We start from the raw sequence: 20,357 nt of genomic DNA on the forward strand, positions 1-20,357 counted from the left end.
ATCTCGGTCCATTATCAATGCCAAATAATCGGTGAATGATAATGATTCGCATCAATACAATCAATGCAAATAAGAATTATTTTTATTTATATTATTAGGTATGCGTTCGCACTCGACGGTTCAGCGTGCGCCTAAAGGCGTAAAAGCTGAGAACCAGGCCGGTCAACACGAAACAAAAAGCTAACCAAGCGAATAGACGCAGCAAGATATTGTTGAAATTGTCGCCGTCGCCATAGTCCATGATGTGTAAACGCCAGAGTGCATCGTACCAAACCCAGTAGTTAGTCCTTACTTTCAAGTACTCGCCTCGATCGTTCAAATACAAGCGCGCATCGTCAAATACGGCCTGCCACACCCCCGTCTGGCCATACAACTCATCGACCAAGCCAAGTAACCGCGGCTCGCTAGTATCCAGCCAGCGCACCTCTCGCAGCTCTCCCGAACCCAGGTAGAGCTCACCAGCAAAAGCGGCCACAGCCAAGGCATCAACCTTACCCACCTCAACCCCTTGGTGGTTCAACCAACGCTGGCCGCGCGCAAGCTCCAGCTTTATTAACGGCCCTTGGGCACTGGCCACCGCCGTAGCGGACTGAACCCCTTCAACCCCAGCGACGAGATGTGACCAGTGCGCTGGCATTGGCACAGCAGCGGGTTGCCGCACATAATCACCGCCTTTAACCAGCTCAGTAAATGGCACTGTGGCAAAAACGACACCCCCCAAAACCCAGACGAATATTTGCGCAAAAATAAAATATGACAAGTATTTATGCAGTTGCCAGGCCGCTCGCTTTAACTTCATTGGCGCTCTACCCCTCAAAATGTTACATGGTTAGTGTGCCTACTTGCGTCATTAGTTTGAATCGCCACTTGGTATGATCACTCAACCAATGGTGATCATGAGGCGTGCAGAACGGCCTCCCGCTCAGCTAGATACAAGCCTAAATTAGCTCCCAAGGCGCTACAACTCCGGTGCGAATTTCACTGCGAACAGGCTTAGCTAAACCCGTCTCACCGTCAGCTAAGCGCTTGATATTTATAGCAATAGTAATCAGGCGGGCCGAACCACATGGGCTATACTTGCTAGGCTATTGCCCACGGAGGTTCCATTGGCTCGCGTAATTCCACAGTATTGGCTAACGCTCATCACACTATTTTCAAGCCTTGCCTGTCTCGGTGACGTTAACATAGACGCGGCCATCGACAACCAGAGGATGCGGGTAAAAACCATCGTCATAAGCGGCGAAAACGATAGCGTCAGCGACAACATCCCCATGTCTAGCCTGCTGAGCATGGCCCAGACCATCAGAGCTGAATACCCAGAGGAGATGACCTTCACCGAAATTTCCCTTATCGGCGATAGGTTAACTACTTTCCTACGGGAGACCGGATACAAATTTCACTACGTCTTTTTACCTCGGCAAAATGCCCGCTCTGGCGTGGTCAGGTTAAACGTTATTGAGGTGACGCTGGACGATGTTTCACTGCTCGGCAGCTCCGAGATAGCGCCAGCCGCATGGCAAAACGTATTCGAAGCGCTCATCGGCAAGCCGGTTTATCAGCCCGATATCGATGCCCGCTTAAGAAGCCTGCAACAGCGCCCGGAGGTATCGCTGTTTGCCTATTACTCGCGCGGCTCAACGCCCAATAGCGTGCGGCTAAATTTAAAAGCCACAAAAACACCGCGCCATTTACTCAGCACCAGCATCGATAACTTTGGCAGCGAGTCATCCGGTCACAACCGTTTAATCAACAACTACACTTGGCTGAGCCCACTCGATAATTTCGATCGCCTCAATGTCGGCTTGATGTACGCAGAAGGTGGTGCCAGTAATCTTTACGGTTTTCTTTCCTATAGCCTTCCATTGACCAGCCTCGATAACGAACTGTCGGTACAGCTCTCCAATAACCAATATGAGGTGGGTGAAGAATTTGCATTGCTGGAGTTAAAAGGTGCCGCGCAGATTGCCAATGTTAATTTTGAACAGCGCTGGCATCTATCCGATCAACAAACGCACAAGCTGGTTGCCACCTGGAGCGATAAATCGGTCGACTACTCCAACGTTTTTGATGACGATGCCCTGGTCAATGATGAAAGCGCGTCCATGGCAAGCCTTGGCTGGCATTGGAATATGTCGAACCAACGCAACACACTGACGCAGCTCCTCACCATTAACGCCCATCAAGGCCAACTCGCACTCACCGGCACCGAAAAATTTACGACCAGTTTTACCTATTTCACGCTCAACAGCAGCAGCCATTGGTATTTTGGTCAGCAGTCTCTCGCGCTTAATCTCAGCTTACAAGAAACCGATCATGCCCTGCCATCCTTTGAAAAATTGGCGCTCACTGGGGTTAACGGTGCACGCGGTTTTTATGCCGGCCAATTCGCTGCCGACAAGGGCGCGCGCGCCAGCCTCGCGTGGATGTGGCCAGCTTACGCAATTAACGATCTCACCCAGCTCAGGGGGTTTGCTTTCGCCGACCTAGGCCAAGGAGACAAACTCGATTTCGCCGGGAATAGCATCGATCGTGGTTCGCTATCGTCGGCCGGATTCGGCCTCTCGGCGCAATTTTCAACGCATTATTACGCGCGCCTGCAATGGTCGGCGTGGAATCAATCGCGCATGGAAAACTCCATTGAAGCCACCGAACAGCCACTGCTTTTTGATTTCCAATATCGTTGGTAACCCATGAAAAAATCTCCGCCCACATGGCTCAAAAAGTTTGCCCTCCAGAGTTTAGCCCTAAGCGTGGCCCAGTCCACCTTACTCGCGCCAAATCTATGGGCGCTACCCAGCGCGCCAGAGATTAGCGCTGGCGACGCACAGATTGACGTGGGTAGTCAGCACATGACCATCCATCAAACAAGCCAGCGCGCGGTACTGGAATACCAACAGTTCAATCTCGACGCCAATGAAAAGGTTCAATTCATTCAACCCTCAGCTAGCGCGCTGACACTAAACAAAGTCACTGGCGCGGATGCGTCAATCATTGCAGGGCAATTAACCGCCAACGGCCACGTGTACTTAGTCAACCCGAACGGTGTTTTCTTCGCGCCCACAGCCCAAGTTGACCTAGCCGGCTTGGTCGTGACGACACTCGACATCGACGCTAAAGATTTCATGAGTGGTGAGTTTGCGCTGATGGCACCCGGCTCTGGCAGTATCACCAATGCCGGCAACCTACATGCCGATCAACTCCTTGCTTTCGTGGCACCATTAATAGAAAACACTGGCCGGCTCGACAGCGATCAACATCTCGCGTTGATCAATGCCGAGCAGTTAGTGATAACACCGGCGGGCCAACGCACCGGGTTTAGCATCGATAAAAATACTCTGATGCAGAGACCTTCGGGTATCGTCAATGCAGGCGACATAACCGGGCAATGGGTGGCGCTAAGTGCTCAAAGCGTCGATGCACTACACAACAGTGTGATTGACAACAGCGGCAATATTGCCGCAAAAAATCTTTCCGAATTACTCGGTGGCGACATAACCCTTACTGCTAACGACGTGATCAATCGCGGTGCAATAACTGCCACCATAGAGCCTGGCGTCGGTGGTGATATTAGCATCTCGGCCGAGCGCATTTACAACGACGGAAGCATCGACACCAGCGGCGGCCATGGCGGCGGCGCGATAGAACTTATCGCCTCGTCGCTGTTGATTCTCGATCAAAACAGCCAGCAAGATGCCAATGCAGGCAGCGAGGGTGACGGCGGCCGCATCATTAATTTTTCCTCGGGGCAGGCGCTATTTGCAAGCAGCGCAAACATTAGCGCAACCGGTGGCCTAAACGCCGGCAACGGCGGCTTCGTCGAGGTGTCTGGCTTGGATTATGTAGCCGCTTTAGGCAGCGTTAACACCCTCGCCTACGCCGGCACTACCGGCACCTACCTTATCGACCCAACCGACATTACCATTTCAAATGCCGCCGACAGCGGTGGTGTATTTTCCGGTGCAGGGCCCTTTAGTTGGTCGCCGTCAGGGGACACATCCAATATCAGCGTTGCCACTTTGCTAAGTAACCTCGGCACTAGCAACGTGAGTATCAACACCGCATCGGGGTTTAGCGGCACCGGTAATATCGACATTAATGACATCATCGATTTTAACGGCGTGGGAACAAAATCTTTATCGCTCACCGCAGACGGCAATATCAACATCAATGCCGGTGGGCAAATTTACGACAGCGACAGCAGTGGCGACAATCTCAATCTCACATTGGTTGCCGGCGGTAATTTTACCATGGCCGCCCCTAGCTCAATTTTTTTAGGTGGCGGCACATTTTCCAGCACCAGTGGCGGCAGTGCCAACATCAGCACTATCGGCTCAACCAACAACAATACGAACGCTTTAGCCATCACCGCGTCGACCATCACCGACAGCCACGGCGCGACGACTAATTTAAATTTGCCGGGCCGCGCCACGCTAAATGCCACCAATGGGTTCAGTGCACTCAGCACGAATCTCGGTGCGATAAGTATTACTTCTGTGGGTGGTGGTGCCAGCTTCACTAATAGCGGCAATTTAAATATCGTCGACCTCAATATGATCGGCAATGCCACTATATCGGTGACTGGCGATACGCTAATCAGCAATATTTCCGCCGTCAATAATTTAACCCTATCAAGCACCGGCTCGATGACGTTACCCGACGCCGGCATTGCAATAGCCGGTAATATTAACCTCAGCGCCGACGACCTAGGCGATAGCGATCGCTCTATCATTTTGAACGCCAACAACCTTACCCTTAACAGCAATTTCTCGAACGGCGACCTAACCGTGAATGCCAATGTCGCCTCGCTCGATGTCACCAACAGTGGCGCCAACACCCTCACCCTCACCGATACCGATAGCTTTACCCTCAACAACTTTGCCGTTACCGGTGGTGGCGGCCTAGCCTTGCAAACCGCCAACGACTTCATCATTGGCAGCAACATTGATACCGACGGAAATAATGGCGCCACGCTTAATTTTGCCTCCAGCGCCGGCGACCTGTTGGTCAATGCAAGTATCGGCGATTCGAACACCGGCACGGTGGATGACGTCAATATCGGACTGAGTGCCACTGGCAATATCACGATGCAAGACGGCACAGTAATCGAGGCAGGAAGCGCCAACATCAGCCTCTTGGCCGGCGGCAATATTACGCTCTCCAGTTTATTCAGCACGCAAACAACGGGCACGGCCATCGTCGTGAATGCCGGCAATCAAATCATTGATGGCGGCGACACAGATCAGGACATTCGCCCACTCGGCGGCCGCTACAGTTTAACCGCCGTCAACGGCATTGGTGTGGGCAACGCTATCGAAGCGCGCGGCACTGCCGCTGATTTAATTAATACTGGTAGCGGCAACATAGACGTGTACAATTTTTCCGGTACTTTTGCCGTGCGCAGCTTAAACAGCGTAGGCGATGCCAACTTAAGTTCCGCCGCCGATATCACCTTGCAAGCGGGGTCGGTCATCGCGGTTAACGATCTCACCCTGAATGCGCCCAACAACGTCACATTAGATGGGACTGGCACCACCACTATTAGCGGCGTTCTCGATATTACGGCCGGCGATGTGAACGACGGCGACCGAGTGCTTTCTCTCAGCGCCAACACCTTTAATCTCAATAGCGGCCTGAGTGGCGGCGACCTCACCATCAACAGCAACACCAATGCAGCCAACCTCAGCATTGGCACTAACAACTTAACCCTTAATAATACCGGCGCGCTTGCACTCAACGGCCTCAGTAGCAGCGGTGGCGATTTAATCATTACCGCCAGCGCCATTAATTTACTAAACCCCGTGGACTTTGATGGCGCCGATGGCAGCAACTTCAGCCTCGATGCAACCGCCGGCGATTTATTGATTAACGCATCGGCGCTCGACAGTAATTTAGCCAGCGCCGATGACATAGTGATTAATCTTAGCGCCAGTAACAATATAACCATGTTAGATAGCGCAGAATTCGCAGCCTACGGCGGTACAATCACCGCCAACACTGGCACCGGCGACATCACCCTAGGCGGCCTATCCAGCACCAATAATCTAACCACCGCCATTGTCGTCAATGCAGGCAATCGCATTTTAGACGCAGGGGATAGTTTTACTGATGTCAGCGCCATTAATGGCGAAGCAGATCTCACGGCGGTAAATGGCATTAGCGGATTAGAATTACAGGTTAGTAACTTACGGCTTACCAATACCACTAGCGGCGATATTTCCATTACTGAAGCCGACGCGCTGATATTGGATCACCTAAACTCCATCGGCGCTACAAGCATAACCGCTGCGACAAGAATAGAAATTCCCAATAGCGCCATCACCTCAGTGCAAGACTTAACGCTTAATAGCGCTGACTTACAGTTAGGAGACGCGGGCATCAATAACATTTTGGGTACGCTACACATCACGGCCCAGGATATTTACGACAGCGATAGAGCTGTCGTCATGACTGCTCCCAACCTTGTTATCAGTACCGCGCTGCTGTTAGGTGATCTGTCCATCAGCGGCGATGTCGATACGCTTAGTTTCAGCAACAGTTCCAACAACAATTTAATTTTCAACGATGTCGACGACATAAGCCTGACGCAACTGGCGCTATCGGGCGGCGACTTTCAACTAATGGCTGGCGGCAACCTTACTCTGGCCAATGCCATAGACACCAACAGCAGCGATGGCAGCTACTTAAATTTCAGCACCAGTTTGGGGGATATTTTCATCAATGCGGGTATCGCCGATGCAGACACCAGTGTCATCGACAATATCGACATCGACATTAACGCTGAAAATAATATCTTCATGGCCGATGGCACAAGCGTCAACGCGCAAGCCGGTACAATCAACCTGAGCACAACCAATGGCGACATAACCCTATCGGCGCTGGCATCGACACTGACTACAGGCTTTTCCATAAACCTAAACGCCGGCAACCGCATTCTCGATGGCGGCGATCTCGATCGCGACATTCAGGCTATCGGGGGCCGCTATTCCTTAATTGCTGTTAACGGTATTAACGATCTGGAAGTGCAAGGTATTCAAACGGATCTCATCAACACCGGCACCGGCAATATCACCATCAACGCACTCAGCAACGTAAATTTGCGTACGCTAACATCTGTGGGTGACACAACGATCAATGCTGGGGCAGATATAGCTATTCTTACCGGTGCCGTTACCAGTGTGCAAACACTTGCCCTAAGCGCGGGCGGCAATATCAGTATCGACGACGCCGGCTTCAACAATATCGCTACAAGTTTCACCGCCAGCGCATCCGATATCTACGATTCCGATCGCAGCGTTATTATCGACGCACCAATTATTGATATAAGCACAAGCCTTGCCGGTGGCGATAGCATATTTAATACAACCGCGTTGTCGGCCACTATCAACAAATCTGCAACCACTAATTTACTGACGCTGAATAAAATCAACAATGGCAATCTATCATTACTTAACTCAAATACCGGCTCAGGTGATTTAACAATTTCACTGTTAAATGGCGATTTAGACGTCAACAGTAGTGCCGCAGGGCTTGTCACCGGTGGCGCACTCGCCATTAGCGCGAATCATATTGTTGATTTCCCTAACGATGGCATCGTCACGCTAAATGCCAATACCATCGACCTCACACTACTGCAAGACCGCGCGCCTTTACAGCTAGACCTAAGCACATCGTCCTTAACGCTAAACGGCCCATCGGCCACTGCATTGACGATTAGAAAAATATCGGGCGATCTCGCCCTGCTATCAACCTCGTGGAATGGCGATCTCAGCTTTGACATTGCAAGCGGCAACCTAATATTAACTGACACAGGGTTAAGCACATTGGGGGATTTGAGCATCAGCGCCGTCGATCTCTTCGACACTATAGACCGCAATCTAACGATAAATAGCAACCTCCTAAACCTCAATCTTGCGAATTCAAACACTGACTTAGTCATCAACGGCGATATGAACAACCTGTCTCTGAGTAGTGCGGGCTCAGCAGCGTTTATTATCAATGACATAGATGAACTCAGCCTGGATAACCTGAATATTCTCGGCAATGGCACCATCGCCAGCGTCGGTAATCTGACAATAGCGAATGGCGCCATAGCCAATGTTAACAATCTGAATGTCACCAGCTTAGCTAATATCATTTTGTCCAACACCGGCATCAGCAATATTAACGGCATGCTGTCGCTCAGCGCCAACGACATCAACGATGGCGATAGAGACCTGCTAATTTCGGCACCCACGCTCACGTTAAACAGCGCGCTCGCCGGAGGTGACCTTAACCTAACAACCAACAGCAATAACATCAGCATTACCACATCCGCGCGGCAAATCGGGCTGACGCAAACCGGCAACTTAAACCTGACGCTGGACAATGCGGGAGGATCGTTGCTATTGCAAGGTGATGGCAGTCTAAACCTACAAAGCTACAACGCCGACAACCTAGACATTGATATATTGGGCAGTTTGCAACTACCTAATACCGATATAGCTGGCTCAAGCGCTTTTATTCGCGCAACAGATTTGGTTGACCTCGATAGGAACGTCGTACTTAACAGCCAACAACTTCTGCTGTACCTAGCCAACCCAGGCTCAAACCTGACGCTAAATACCAGTGCAACATCAATTGATCTGAATTTTGCGCAAAATAATTTAACGGTGAACAGCAACCCACTCGGTAACACACGCTTAACAGATCTCGACAGTGATGGTTACGCCGTTTTATTGGCCGACGGCAACTTCACCTACAACCAATTGCAAGGTGGCTTACAACTAGAGAACTGGCTGCAAGCAAGCGACAATAGCGCCGACGGTATTCGCGCCGGCATGCTCGGCTTTTACCTCACCGGCGGTGACATTGTGGTTATCGACGGGGCGCGAATTAGTGCCATCAACACGGTGGACGCCTCCGCTTTAGGCGGGCTCGACAACAATGATCAAACCGCACTGCTGTTTCGCCAACTCGACCTAACCGACACCAGTTACAGTTGGGCTTTTGGCGATGCCAGCACCAACAACGCTATTGTTATCGAGAGCCAGGGCGGCGATATCCTCATCGATAACTTTAACAATGCCAATATAAACACCGCAGCGAGAAGCATTACCTTGCTCAATAACGTCGAGATGCGCGCCTACAACAATTTAACCGACGCCCCAACCGGTAATATTATTAATCGCACGGCGACGCTGTCTAACGCCACACTTAGCGCGCTCGCGAGCCGTTCGCTCAGCTTGCTCACCGAAGCCGCAATAGCGCCACCACCACCGCCGGAGCCAGAGCCAGAGCCAGAATCGGAAAAAAGGCCGGTCGACCTCGACAGTGTTGGCAACGATTCCAGCTCAGCGCTAACCGACCCTGAACTGGTGGGAAATGAACCTCAGCCCAGCACGAGCGTGAGCCAACTGTTACAACAGGCGAACGGCCCCTGCGACAGCACCAATGATGCCAACACCAATCAAAAGCGCTGCGCCAATCAGGCATCGATAAATCGCTTTTTGAACAGCTTATTAATCGGCGGCCAGCTACCGACACCAACCCGAGAGTCATCCCAGTGAAAGCAATAATTCTATTTTTCTGCATCTTCGTCTGCCATGTCGTTCAAGCCGAAACAAACAGCAATGACAACGAAAAGGAAATGGCGCAACTGCAAGTTAAAGCGCTGTTTCTATACAACTTTGCTAACTTCGTCGAGTGGCCCAGTGACGCCTTTGATTCTGCCGATGCGCCTATTCGCATGTGCCTGTACGGCGATCTGCCCTTTGGTATTTTTTTAGACAGTGTTGATGGCACCCCAATTGCCAATCGAACGCTGGCTGTCACCCGAACCAATGAGATAGCTGAGATCGCCGAGGGTTGTCATATTCTTTTTGTTGGCGGCGAGAGGAAAGCGTCGCTGCCAGATTTCTGGAAAAACGTGGAGTTTTTATTTGTCTTGAGCGTTGGCGAGCAAGAAGATTTTTCCGATTCAGGTGGCATCATCAATATTTTCCGAACCGAAGATCAATACCAGTTTGAAGTAAACATTTCCAATGCCATGGCGGCCGGTTTATTTTTAAGCAGCGATCTCCTAAGTTTAGCGCGGGCGGTGCATGAAAACACCAAGTAAGCTCAATCACTTGATGAAAGGTGCCTTCCATAACCTTTCCATCAAGCGAAAACTACTTGTTATCGTGATCACTAGCTTGGCAATCGCTATGCTCAGTGCCTCAATCTTTTTTGTATTATACGATCGAGGCAAGGCGCAGGAAAATCTCGCTAACAATATTGAACTTATCGCCATCATGACCGGCAAGCGCAGCTCTGCCGCGCTCGCCTTCAACGACAAGAATGCTCTGCGCGACAACTTGGAAACATTGCGAATCCTACCTGGCTACATTGCCGCCTGCGTCTATGATCGAGAGCATAAACTATATTTACACGATAACCTGAAGGGCCGCGAACACCTGGAGAACCACGCTACACCCTGCCCCCAAACGCCAAATACAGAAAAACCTAGTATTATTGAGGGCTCGGAGATTAGGGCTATCGCCGAGATTACTCGCAACAATGTTATCTACGGCTCGCTACTCATTCGCTATAGCCTCGAGGAAATCGAACAGCGCACTAAGTTATTTTCTATCGCCACGTTTATCATATCGATGATCTCTATTCTCATTACGCTGCTTATCACCAGGCGCTTACAAGGTAGCTTTATCTACCCTATTACCAGCTTAAATGCCATTGCAGACCTTGTTAGCCAGAGCCAAGATTATGCGATTCGCGCGCCCCTGCACAGCCACGACGAGATAGGAAACTTAGTAAAATCCTTTAATGGCATGCTCAATATCATTCAGCAAAAGCACTTAAGTTTGAATGAGGCAATACTTGAGCTACAGCAGTCATCCCTTGAGCTAAAATCCTATGCCGCCAGTGCCGAGGAGCGCGGCGCAGAATTCCAGCAGCTACTCGCCGGTGCCAGCCACGATTTGCGCCAACCCTTGCAGGCCATGGCTATTTTTGTAGACGCCTTGAAGCTGAGCGCCACCAAAGACCAATCGCAATTGGTTAAAAAGCTCGACATTGCCATCGAGAACATGAGCCAATTATTCTCAGACCTACTCGATTACTCGCGCCTACGCAGCAAACAGCAAGCAAACTTTATTGAGGGCCCGGTTAATTTAAAACAACTCTTGTTTAAGGTATCGCACGAGTTTGAAGCCGTTGCCAACGATAAAAATTTATTTGTTAGGTTTCGCGCTGACGATATCAATGTCATCGGGCATTCGACATCGATAGAAAGAATCATACGCAACCTTTTAAGCAACGCTATTCGCTACACTGAAACCGGTGGCGTGCTTATTAGCTGCCGGCGCAGACAAGGCGGCGTTGTAGTGGAGGTATTCGACTCCGGCATAGGCATTAAACCCGAGTCATTATCAACAATTTTTGACAGCTACGTGCAAGAGGATAGAAATTTTAGCGGCCAACAAGACGGCGTCGGATTAGGCCTATCGATCGTCACTCGGCTGTGTAATCTGATGCACTACTCGCTCGAGGTAAAATCCAATCTCGGCCGCGGCACGCGCTTTCGCATCGTCATTCCCGCGCCAAAGTACATAAGTACAAGCGCCGCTGACCGGTCCGATGATGCGCCAAGTGTGGCCAACCTCATCGATCAAACTCTTATGCGCCAGCAAGTGCTCGAGGATAAATCCGTGTGTTTAATCGACGACGACCCAGAGATACTCGCCCAGCTGCATGCCTTGTTAACCAGCTGGGGCGCCAAGGTAAGCAGTGCCGACTCGCTGGAACAAGTGCACCAACTTATTCCCCGCTACAAGAGAAGTGCGCCGGATATCATTGTTTCAGATTATCAAATCGGGGTGGTAGACACAGGCATAGACGCGGTAGATCTGATTCGGGTTGCCTGTAATCACGCCGTGCCGGCGCTGATTATCACCGGCATCAGCGATGAAACCGAGCTACAAATTTTGCGCAGCCAAGGTTATAACGTCTTGCGCAAACCGGTAAAACCGGCCAAATTAAGGGCCGTTATCAGTTTTATGCTGAATCAGTAGCCAACTTAGGGCGCATTGAATTGCGCTTAAATCTATGCGAGCGCTAGGCTTTTATCCAACCGATATCCAGCGCCTTAGACACGGCCTGGGTGCGATTTTTAACGTCGAGCTCTTTTAAAATAGCCGCAACATGCACCTTGACAGTGCTCGGTGACATGTCTAAAACCTTGGCAATTTCTTTATTCGATAAGCCCTTGCCCATTTCCACCAATACATCTTGCTGTCGGCCGGTGATTTTCATTTCGCCATGGCTTAGGCGCGTACCGCTGGAACCAGATTGTGCGGCTGGTGGAGCAACATTGGCTACAGCACCCAACATCAATGGCGGCACGTAGACGCCACCGGAGAGCACTAATTTAACCGCACTTAACATCACTTTTGTAGGCGATGTTTTTGTAATAAAGCCACTCGCACCTTGCTGTAGCGCTTTACGCACTAAGTTTGGATCTTCTTCCGCCGACAGCAAAATAACCGGCAATTCCGGCGCCTCCATCTTTAGATCCACCAAAATGGATAAACCATCTTGATCCGGTAGGTGATAATCCAACAGCACAATATCAAACTCGGCGCCGGCTTCAATATGCTCCAGTGCTTGAGCGCCGCTATCGGCTTCGGTAACCTTGGCATTGGGCTCCAACTGACGCAAAAGTACGCCTAAGCCATCTCGAAATAGTGCGTGGTCATCGATAATTAAAATATCCAAAATACTGCCCTGCGATTAGTAATTGACCTTGTTTTCTAGCCAGCCTAGCAACCGATGCCAGCGCCACCTTTCGACCAACTGCCATGAGATTAATTGTTTGAGTAACGTCAAAAAACCCATGCTCTGAATGAATATTAGCTAACTATAGCCGCTCCGCTGCCAATTGGCGCGCCCTAATTGTCAGTCTCGACCAATGCCCAGCCCACCAAAAGGCTTAGACCATTAGGCGAATACCGCTCGAGCATTAAGGTCTCTACAGTAGCGCCATCATCAACGCCAAGAGCTAAGCCCATGAACGCGCAACGCCAAATCGATCTCGCTTCTGTAACCCAATTGGAACCAACCCAAGTTCGCACCTTAGGTAAGAGCAAAAATATCGACGACCTGATACGCGAAAATGGCGAGTTAAAACGCTCAAATAAAGCACTCAACGAACAGGCGACGGTGCAAGGCTTTTTCCTTGCCGAGCGGGATGCACGCAGCTCGACCTTAGAAAAAGATATCGCCAACTTGAAAGCGCTCAACGCCACCTTAAGGGCCGATCTCAACAAGCTACAAACCCAACACGCCGGTAGTAAAATCGCGCAAATCAAACTTAAGCACGCGCTAACTGTCGCCCGCCGAGAAAGGGCAGACTACCTCGAAACCAACGCCAAATTGCAGGCCATGCTCGATATCATGGTAAAGAAACAATCGCCTGTTTATCAACTTCAACTTTGGCTCGAAACACTGGTGTTACGATCCAAGGCGCGACTGGAAACTATCCGACAAAAAAATCGCTTTAAATGGGCCATCGAGAACCCTTACCACAACCGTTAGACAACAGACATCGTCGCTAACAAGAACAGCCAACCGGCAAGCTTAGGCTTAGCCGGTGCTCCTCTGATCCTTAAAACAAGAACGGCCACACTATTGCGGCCTGAGCACCGCGCGCCCCTAAAGTAGAACCCCTTTCCTGCTAATTGTTTATCGTTTTTCTTCGATCATCGAAAAAATAACGCCAACGCTATATCTGTTGCAAAAGCACTACAAATAAAATGCGACAAGCTACTCGCAAGACTTCTCGATTACTTCACCCCATTAACAAATAAATTATTAATTAAACGAACTATTGACATAGGCCAAATGGGCTAGGGCTAGACCATCAGGTCAATAGGTTAACCCGCGCCGGCGACCTATAGTGCCGTCTGAAAATTAACCTTCCAGCAAAAGGCAAACACCCATGTGGTTTAAAAATTTATCTCAACCGGCAGGCATACTGCTCATTAGTCTGGCGCTTAGCGCCTGTGGCGGCGGTGGCGGCTCGAGCGCTGCGCCCAGTACACAAACCGGCTCACAAACAACAACCGATAGCACAACAGACACCGGTTCTAACGGCGCCGGTTCTACAGACTCAGGCTCGACCGACTCTGGCTCTACCGATTCTGGCTCGACTGACTCAGGTTCGACCGGTACGGGCGGCTCAAACGCTGGATCAACGGGCTCAGGGTCTACCGACTCAGGCTCTACTGATTCTGGCTCTACCGGCTCGGGTTCAACTGACTCTGGCTCTACTGGCACTGACTCTACTGACTCGGGCTCCACTGAGTCGGGCTCCACGGATACCGGTTCTACCGACTCAGGCGACACCGGTTCAACGGATACGGGCGCTACCGATAACACCGGTGAAACCACAGACAACAACACCAACTCTGGCAATCAACACAGCTTAGGCAAGCCAAGCTACAGTGTCGGCACAACCTATGATGCAGGCTTAGACTTCGACAGCTTAGGTGGCGAGCACAAGCGCAGCGAATACCGAGTGATTGGCTACTACATGCCGTCATTGGCAGACTCACTGCCAGCAAAAAGCATCAGCGCAACGGTTGCCCGCCAACTCACGCACATCAACCTCGCCTTCATGCACTTCAACGCGCAAGGCGAATGTACTTTCGATCCAAATGACGACGCCAGCCAAGTCATACAAGTTATCGAAGATCTGCAAAGCCTGAAACAATACAACCCAGATTTAAAAATACTTTTTTCCATCGGCGGTTGGGCGCTATCGAATGACGATAGCCCAACGGTAGCTAATTACCGCTCGGCCTTTGCACCAGAAAAACGCGCTACCATGGTGAGCTCTTGCGTAAACTTCATGGCACAGCACGGTTTTGATGGTATCGACATTGATTGGGAATACCCACGTAGCCAAGACGTGGCCAACTTCATTGCTGGCCTAACTGATTTGCGCACAGCGCTAGATGCTCGCGGCAAACGCGAAGAGCTGAGTATTGCCGGCGCCGGCGGTGCATTCTTTATGTCGCGCTACTTTGACCAACTACCCGCGATTGTTGAGCAGTTAGATTTCATCAATTTGATGACCTATGACCTAAACGGCCCCTGGAATGGCGTGACCAAAACCAACTTTCACGCCCACTTGTATGGCAATAGCGATGAGCCGCGTTTTTACAATGCGCTGCGCGAAGTTGTTTTCAATCCGATCAAAACCTGGGAAGAAACGACCACACTATTCCCCAGCCCCTTTGCCTTAACAGTTGACGCCGCTATCAAGCAACACTTGATCATGGACATTCCACGCTCAAAAATTGTCATGGGTGTGCCATTTTACGGCCGTGCTTTCTTTAACACGGCCACGGGCAACAATGGCTTGCACCAAAGCTTTAACACCCCCGGCGGCGATCCGTATGTGGGCGATGTGACACTACTCACCGGTTGCGATGCCTGTGCTGAACGCGGCGAACCACGTGTTGCTACTTTCCGTGAAATTGAAGCCATGAAAGCCGGCGATTACGGTTACACCTACCACTTTGATGAACAGACCAAAGCGCCATGGCTATACCACGCCCGCGATAAAATTTTCGTGACCTACGACGACGAAAAATCCATGGTGTACAAAACCGATTATGTAAAAGCCGAAGGTTTAGGCGGCGTTATGTTCTGGCACCTGGGTCAAGACGACGGCAACTTTTCGCTGCTCAACACGCTGCACACTGAACTTAACGGTGCAAACAAAGGCACCTACAACGGCGATGGCGCTGAAACCATTATCGACACCAGCGATAACAGCAACAGTACCGAAACCGAAACCGAAACCGAAACCGAAACCGAAACCGAAACCGAAACCGATAGTGAAACAAATACTGAAACTGAAGCAAATACTGACACTGACAGCAACACCGATACGGCGGCATGGCATGCTAGCACCGTTTACAATATGGGTGACCAAGCGGCTTACAACGGCAATATCTACCAAGCCAAATGGTGGACGCAAGGCGCTCAGCCAGATCTTAATAGCGGTACCGATCAAGTATGGTTGTTAATCGGCGCAGGTAGCAACGCCAACGGTAACAACACCGATACCGACGCTGGCAGTGACAACTCGACTGACAACTCAAGCGGTACCGACACAGGCACTGACACGACTACCGATAACTCTGGCAGCGCTGGCAACACCGGCAATATCGATAACACCAGCACTGGCAACGAAGGCTCAACCAATTCAACACGCCCCGACGGCAAAGTGGTTGGAACTTACTTTGTTGAGTGGGGTATCTATGGTCGTGACTACCATGTAATGGATATGCCGGCGGAAAAACTGACCCATATTTTGTACGGCTTTATTCCCGTGTGTGGGCCGAACGATTCGCTGCGCGACGCAAATGCCAGCGGTTACAGTGCGCTGCAAACACAATGCGAAGGTAAGCAAGACTACGAAGTAACCATCCACGATAAATACGCGGCACTGGAAAAATCTTACAGTGGCGACAAGTGGGACGACCCTATTCGCGGCAACTTTGGTCAGCTGATCAAATTAAAACAACAGCACCCACACCTCAAGGTATTGCCTTCCGTGGGCGGCTGGACCTTGTCTGATCCGCTTTTCGATATTGGCACAGACGCCAACAAACGCGCGGTATTCGTTAACTCAGTAAAACAATTTTTACTCGACTACCGCTTTTTTGACGGCGTTGATATCGACTGGGAATTTCCTGGCGGCCGCGGTGCGAACAGCAACTTGGGCTCGCAAGCAGATTTCGAAGGCTATGCCGACTTGATGCGCGATCTGCGCGCCATGCTCAACCAACTTGAAGCTGAGCTAGGCAAAGAGTTAGAACTCACCTCGGCCATTGGCACCAGCCCAGCCATGGTGGCCTCGGCAAACTACGCGCGCGCGCATCAATACATGGATTATATTTTTGCCATGACCTACGACTACCATGGCGCATGGAATGGCGTGCTTGGTCATCAAACCGCGCTACACAACTATAGCTATAACCCACAACAGGGATACTACGCCGCGTCGGTTGTCGATAGCCTCGTTGCGCAGAATGTACCGCTAGGAAAAATCGTTCTTGGCGCAGCCGCCTATGGCCGTGGCTGGACCAACATCAGCGGCGCACAACCCGATTGGCCTTTCGCAGGCACCGGTAATGGCGCCGCCAAAGGCACGTGGGAAGCGGGCGTATTGGATTACAAAGATATCGTCACTAACTATTTAGGGGGCACACAAGGTACCGGCATCAATGGCTTTCAGTATTACTACGATACCGATGCAGAAGCCGCCTACCTATGGAATTACACCACCGGCACACTGATTAGCTACGACAACCCGCGCTCCGTAAAGGCCAAGGGCGCCTTTGTAAACCAGCAAGGCCTGGGCGGGCTTTTCTCTTGGGAAATAGATGCCGATAACGGCGATATCGTCGATGCCATGCTCGACGGATTAAACACCCCGTAAACAACCACTATCTCATTTTGTGTTTGGCGGGTTTTGCTGGAACCCGCCTTTTTTTGTGCTCTCGATTGTTAACCTACATTCACCGCGCACATTAAAGCGCTGAACTCTTGAGCCAGAACAAAAAAAGCGGCCTAGGCCGCTCTTTAGAGATCGCACGTTACCTCTACTATTTCGACAAACGCTCGAAGTAGCGATCCCGCAACATGGTAGCTCTAGTCACTTGCGACGCCTCAACACCGGCGGCAATCACCAACTCAGCACTGCTGGTCACCTCAAGTGGGTCACCGCTCCACAACACCAAATCAGCCACCGCACCCTGGCGAATATCGCCCGTCAATGGCGACTTAAACCAGCGCGCCGGGTTTGCCGTCATCGCGGCAATGGCTAGCTGTTTATCTAAACCATTGGCCACCGCATTACCGGCAGATTGACGCACTAAATGGGCGTTGTGGGTGTTATGCCAGCTCATGCCAGTAAACAATAAGGTAACACCCGCATCGCTTAACAATTTTGCATTGTCTAGGCGCGCACCCAAGGCGTCGTAACCGCTGGGTAAATTTTCGATCGGGTCCATAATCACTGGAATGCCCTGTGCGGCAATCGCCTTAGCCACCATCCAGCCTTCTTTCACGCCGGCCAAAATAAGTTTCAACTCAAACTCATTGGCAAGTGCCAATATCTTGGTGATGTCACTGGCCCGATTAACCCGCACAAGCAAAGGTTTTTGGCCCTTGATTACAGGTTCGAGTGCCGCCAAATCCATCAGGCTCAAGGTGTAGTCGCGCCTTTCGCCGGCCAAAGCTGCGGTTTTATTGGCAGAAAAGTCCCGCGCATCGGTTAAATTTTGACGCAATAAAGCCATTGCCGCCGCGCGCGAGTTACCGGCAAGGCTAACGCCGTACTCGGTGTAATCCACGGCGATGGCCAAGCTCTCGTTAATAACTTTCGGCGTGCCACCTAATTGCACTAACGCCACTTGGCCGGAAAACAAACCACTGCCCGATTCAGGAATCAACAAGGCCTGGGTTAAGCCGTGGGCGCGGTTGTAAGGCAACAAAGTGGATTGCGGGTTAAATGCGTCAGCCACTTTTAACGCCGCGGTAATGTCGGGGCGCTCGGTATAGAAGTCACTGGTCTGCTCAATGGCGCCCACTTCTACTGCACCTAATTGGGTGTAGCTGTTAAACAGCCCGGCGGTCACAGACTTACCTTTGGCGTCGATGGTTTTATCGGCACTCATGGTTAGGTTTTTACCCACGGCCGCAATTTTACCGTCGTTTATAAACAGATCTGTGGCCGCCAACATTGTATCGGCGGTATACACATCGGCACCTTTAATCAACAAGGAATCGGCTTGTGCCTGCAGAGCCAATGCACTGATCGCCAGTGCGCTAAGTAATTTTTTCATGGGCGAACCTCCCCAGCTTCAAGAATGCCAAGATTAAAATCACTGGTGGGCTGCACGCTCGGGTCTAAGCGATCAAAGCGCAAGCTGCCGTCAATCCAAACTTTTTCCGCATGGGCATACACACTCATGGGGTTGGCATCCCAGAGCACTAAATCGGCATTTTTACCGACTTTTAACGAACCAATTTTGTCCTCTAAGCCTAAAGATTTCGCTGGATTTAACGTGGCCCATTTGATCGCGTCCGCAGCGGTTAAGCCCAAACCTAACTTGTTGCCCGAGGTCATGGCCTTGGCCACTTCTTGGTTCAAACGCTGCACTTGTATGGGGTCGTCAGAATGAATCACGGCGCAGGCTTTGGCGTAATCAACTAAAGCAATATTTTCTTCCACCATATCGAAGGCCTCTTGTTTAAAGCCCCACCAATCGGCCCACATCACGCCGCAAATATCTTCCTTTGCCAACATCTCTGCTGCTTTATAACCTTCTACAGCGTGGTGGAAGGCGGCAATTTTGTAGCCAAACTCTTTTGCCATATCAATCATCTGCGCCATTTCATCGGCTTTATAGCAATGGTTGTGGATGCGAATATCGCCTTCCAAAACACCCGCCAAAGTCTCTAAGCGAAGGTCGCGCGTCGGCGCATCGGCGTCTTCGCCGGCTTCGATTTTCTTCACGTAGTCGTCCCAGCCTTTCTTGTACGCGGCGGCCTCAATCCACGCACTGCGGTAACCCGCCATGTTGCCCATGCGGGTAGACGGTAATTGCCCCTTTTCGCCGTACACGCGCTTGGGGTTTTCACCGCAGGCCATTTTTAAACTGTAAGGCGCATCGGGAAATTTCATGCCCTGCACAGTGAGCGACGGTACATTTTTCAGAGTGACGCCGCGGCCGCCGATTAAGTTGCCAGAGCCAGGTAAAATTTGCACCGTGGTGATACCACCGGCCAACGCCTTCTCAAACTGCGGGTCTTCCGGCCACACGGAGTGCTCGGCCCATACCTGCGCGGTTACCGGTGCGGTCATCTCATTGCCATCTTCGTGGTTGGCTGTACCCGGCGCAGGGTATACGCCCATGTGCGAGTGCACATCGATCAAACCCGGCGTCAGCCACTTACCTTTGGCTTCTATCACCACTGCGCCCTCAGGCACTTGCAAGCCTTTGCCCATGGCCTGAATTTTGCCGTCCATCACCACCAAATCAGTGGCCTCAGCCTCGCTGCCATCGCCCACCAGTAAATTCGCGCCTTTAACCAGCAGGGTTTTGCTAGTGGGCACTGTGTAAGTAGAGGGAAAGGGGTTTTTATTCGGTAACTCAAGGCTGGGCTTGGCTTTTTCTGGCTCGCCACAAGCACCTAACGTAAGGGCTATGGCGGCCGCTAAGCCGGATATCACTAAACGGTTCATAGTGCGTCCTGTTGTTATTTATAGCTATTAGAAGTTGATCGACTGTGATCGGGGTAAA

At 51.0% G+C, this 20,357-nt stretch carries 10 protein-coding genes; 6 read left to right on the forward strand and 4 right to left on the reverse strand.

The window, feature by feature from the left end; translation table 11 throughout:
- Window positions 1–94: 94 nt before the first annotated feature.
- Entirely contained in the window at window positions 95–799 is a 705-nt protein-coding gene (locus tag QWY82_RS00810) for a hypothetical protein (RefSeq protein WP_290259208.1), read from the reverse strand.
- A gap of 307 nt (window positions 800–1,106) precedes the next feature.
- Between QWY82_RS00810 and QWY82_RS00815 the strand changes: the two genes are divergently transcribed.
- Genes QWY82_RS00815 through QWY82_RS00830 form a run of 4 tightly spaced genes read left to right on the forward strand, consistent with a single transcriptional unit; the run spans window position 1,107 to window position 12,047 of the window.
- Window positions 1,107–2,687, forward strand: coding sequence for a ShlB/FhaC/HecB family hemolysin secretion/activation protein (locus QWY82_RS00815; RefSeq protein WP_290259209.1), 1,581 nt, complete (start codon window positions 1,107–1,109; stop codon window positions 2,685–2,687).
- A gap of 3 nt (window positions 2,688–2,690) precedes the next feature.
- A complete protein-coding gene (locus tag QWY82_RS00820) occupies window positions 2,691–9,545 on the forward strand; it encodes a two-partner secretion domain-containing protein (protein WP_290259210.1) in 6,855 nt (2,284 codons plus the stop codon).
- A complete protein-coding gene (locus QWY82_RS00825) occupies window positions 9,542–10,096 on the forward strand; it encodes a YfiR family protein (RefSeq protein ID WP_290259212.1) in 555 nt (184 codons plus the stop codon). The genes QWY82_RS00820 and QWY82_RS00825 overlap by 4 nt, the downstream gene beginning before the upstream one ends.
- Window positions 10,080–12,047: a hybrid sensor histidine kinase/response regulator gene (locus QWY82_RS00830; protein WP_290259213.1), complete on the forward strand. Its 1,968-nt coding sequence runs from the start codon at window positions 10,080–10,082 to the stop codon at window positions 12,045–12,047. Before QWY82_RS00825 ends, QWY82_RS00830 begins: the two co-directional genes overlap by 17 nt.
- Window positions 12,048–12,090: 43 nt before the next feature.
- Here QWY82_RS00830 and QWY82_RS00835 read toward each other — a convergent pair whose 3' ends face one another.
- Window positions 12,091–12,750, reverse strand: coding sequence for a response regulator transcription factor (locus QWY82_RS00835; protein ID WP_290259214.1), 660 nt, complete (start codon window positions 12,748–12,750; stop codon window positions 12,091–12,093).
- A gap of 291 nt (window positions 12,751–13,041) precedes the next feature.
- Here QWY82_RS00835 and QWY82_RS00840 point away from each other — a divergent pair, with 291 nt between their 5' ends.
- Together QWY82_RS00840 and QWY82_RS00845 are read left to right on the forward strand one after the other, a co-directional pair.
- A complete protein-coding gene (locus QWY82_RS00840; RefSeq protein ID WP_290259215.1) occupies window positions 13,042–13,569 on the forward strand; it encodes a hypothetical protein in 528 nt (175 codons plus the stop codon).
- A gap of 403 nt (window positions 13,570–13,972) precedes the next feature.
- On the forward strand, window positions 13,973–17,488 hold the full coding sequence (locus tag QWY82_RS00845; RefSeq protein ID WP_290259216.1) for a glycosyl hydrolase family 18 protein: 3,516 nt from the start codon (window positions 13,973–13,975) through the stop codon (window positions 17,486–17,488).
- Between the two features lie 166 nt (window positions 17,489–17,654).
- Here QWY82_RS00845 and QWY82_RS00850 read toward each other — a convergent pair whose 3' ends face one another.
- Both QWY82_RS00850 and QWY82_RS00855 read right to left on the reverse strand, forming a co-directional pair.
- Window positions 17,655–18,896 (reverse strand): amidohydrolase family protein, encoded by a 1,242-nt coding sequence (locus QWY82_RS00850; protein ID WP_290259217.1) that lies wholly within the window; start codon window positions 18,894–18,896, stop codon window positions 17,655–17,657.
- On the reverse strand, window positions 18,893–20,299 hold the full coding sequence (locus QWY82_RS00855) for an amidohydrolase (protein ID WP_290259218.1): 1,407 nt from the start codon (window positions 20,297–20,299) through the stop codon (window positions 18,893–18,895). The genes QWY82_RS00850 and QWY82_RS00855 overlap by 4 nt, the downstream gene beginning before the upstream one ends.
- Between the last annotated feature and the right edge of the window lie 58 nt (window positions 20,300–20,357).

Origin of the sequence: Simiduia curdlanivorans, assembly GCF_030409605.1 — a bacterium.
GTDB classification, from domain to species: domain Bacteria; phylum Pseudomonadota; class Gammaproteobacteria; order Pseudomonadales; family Cellvibrionaceae; genus Simiduia; species Simiduia curdlanivorans.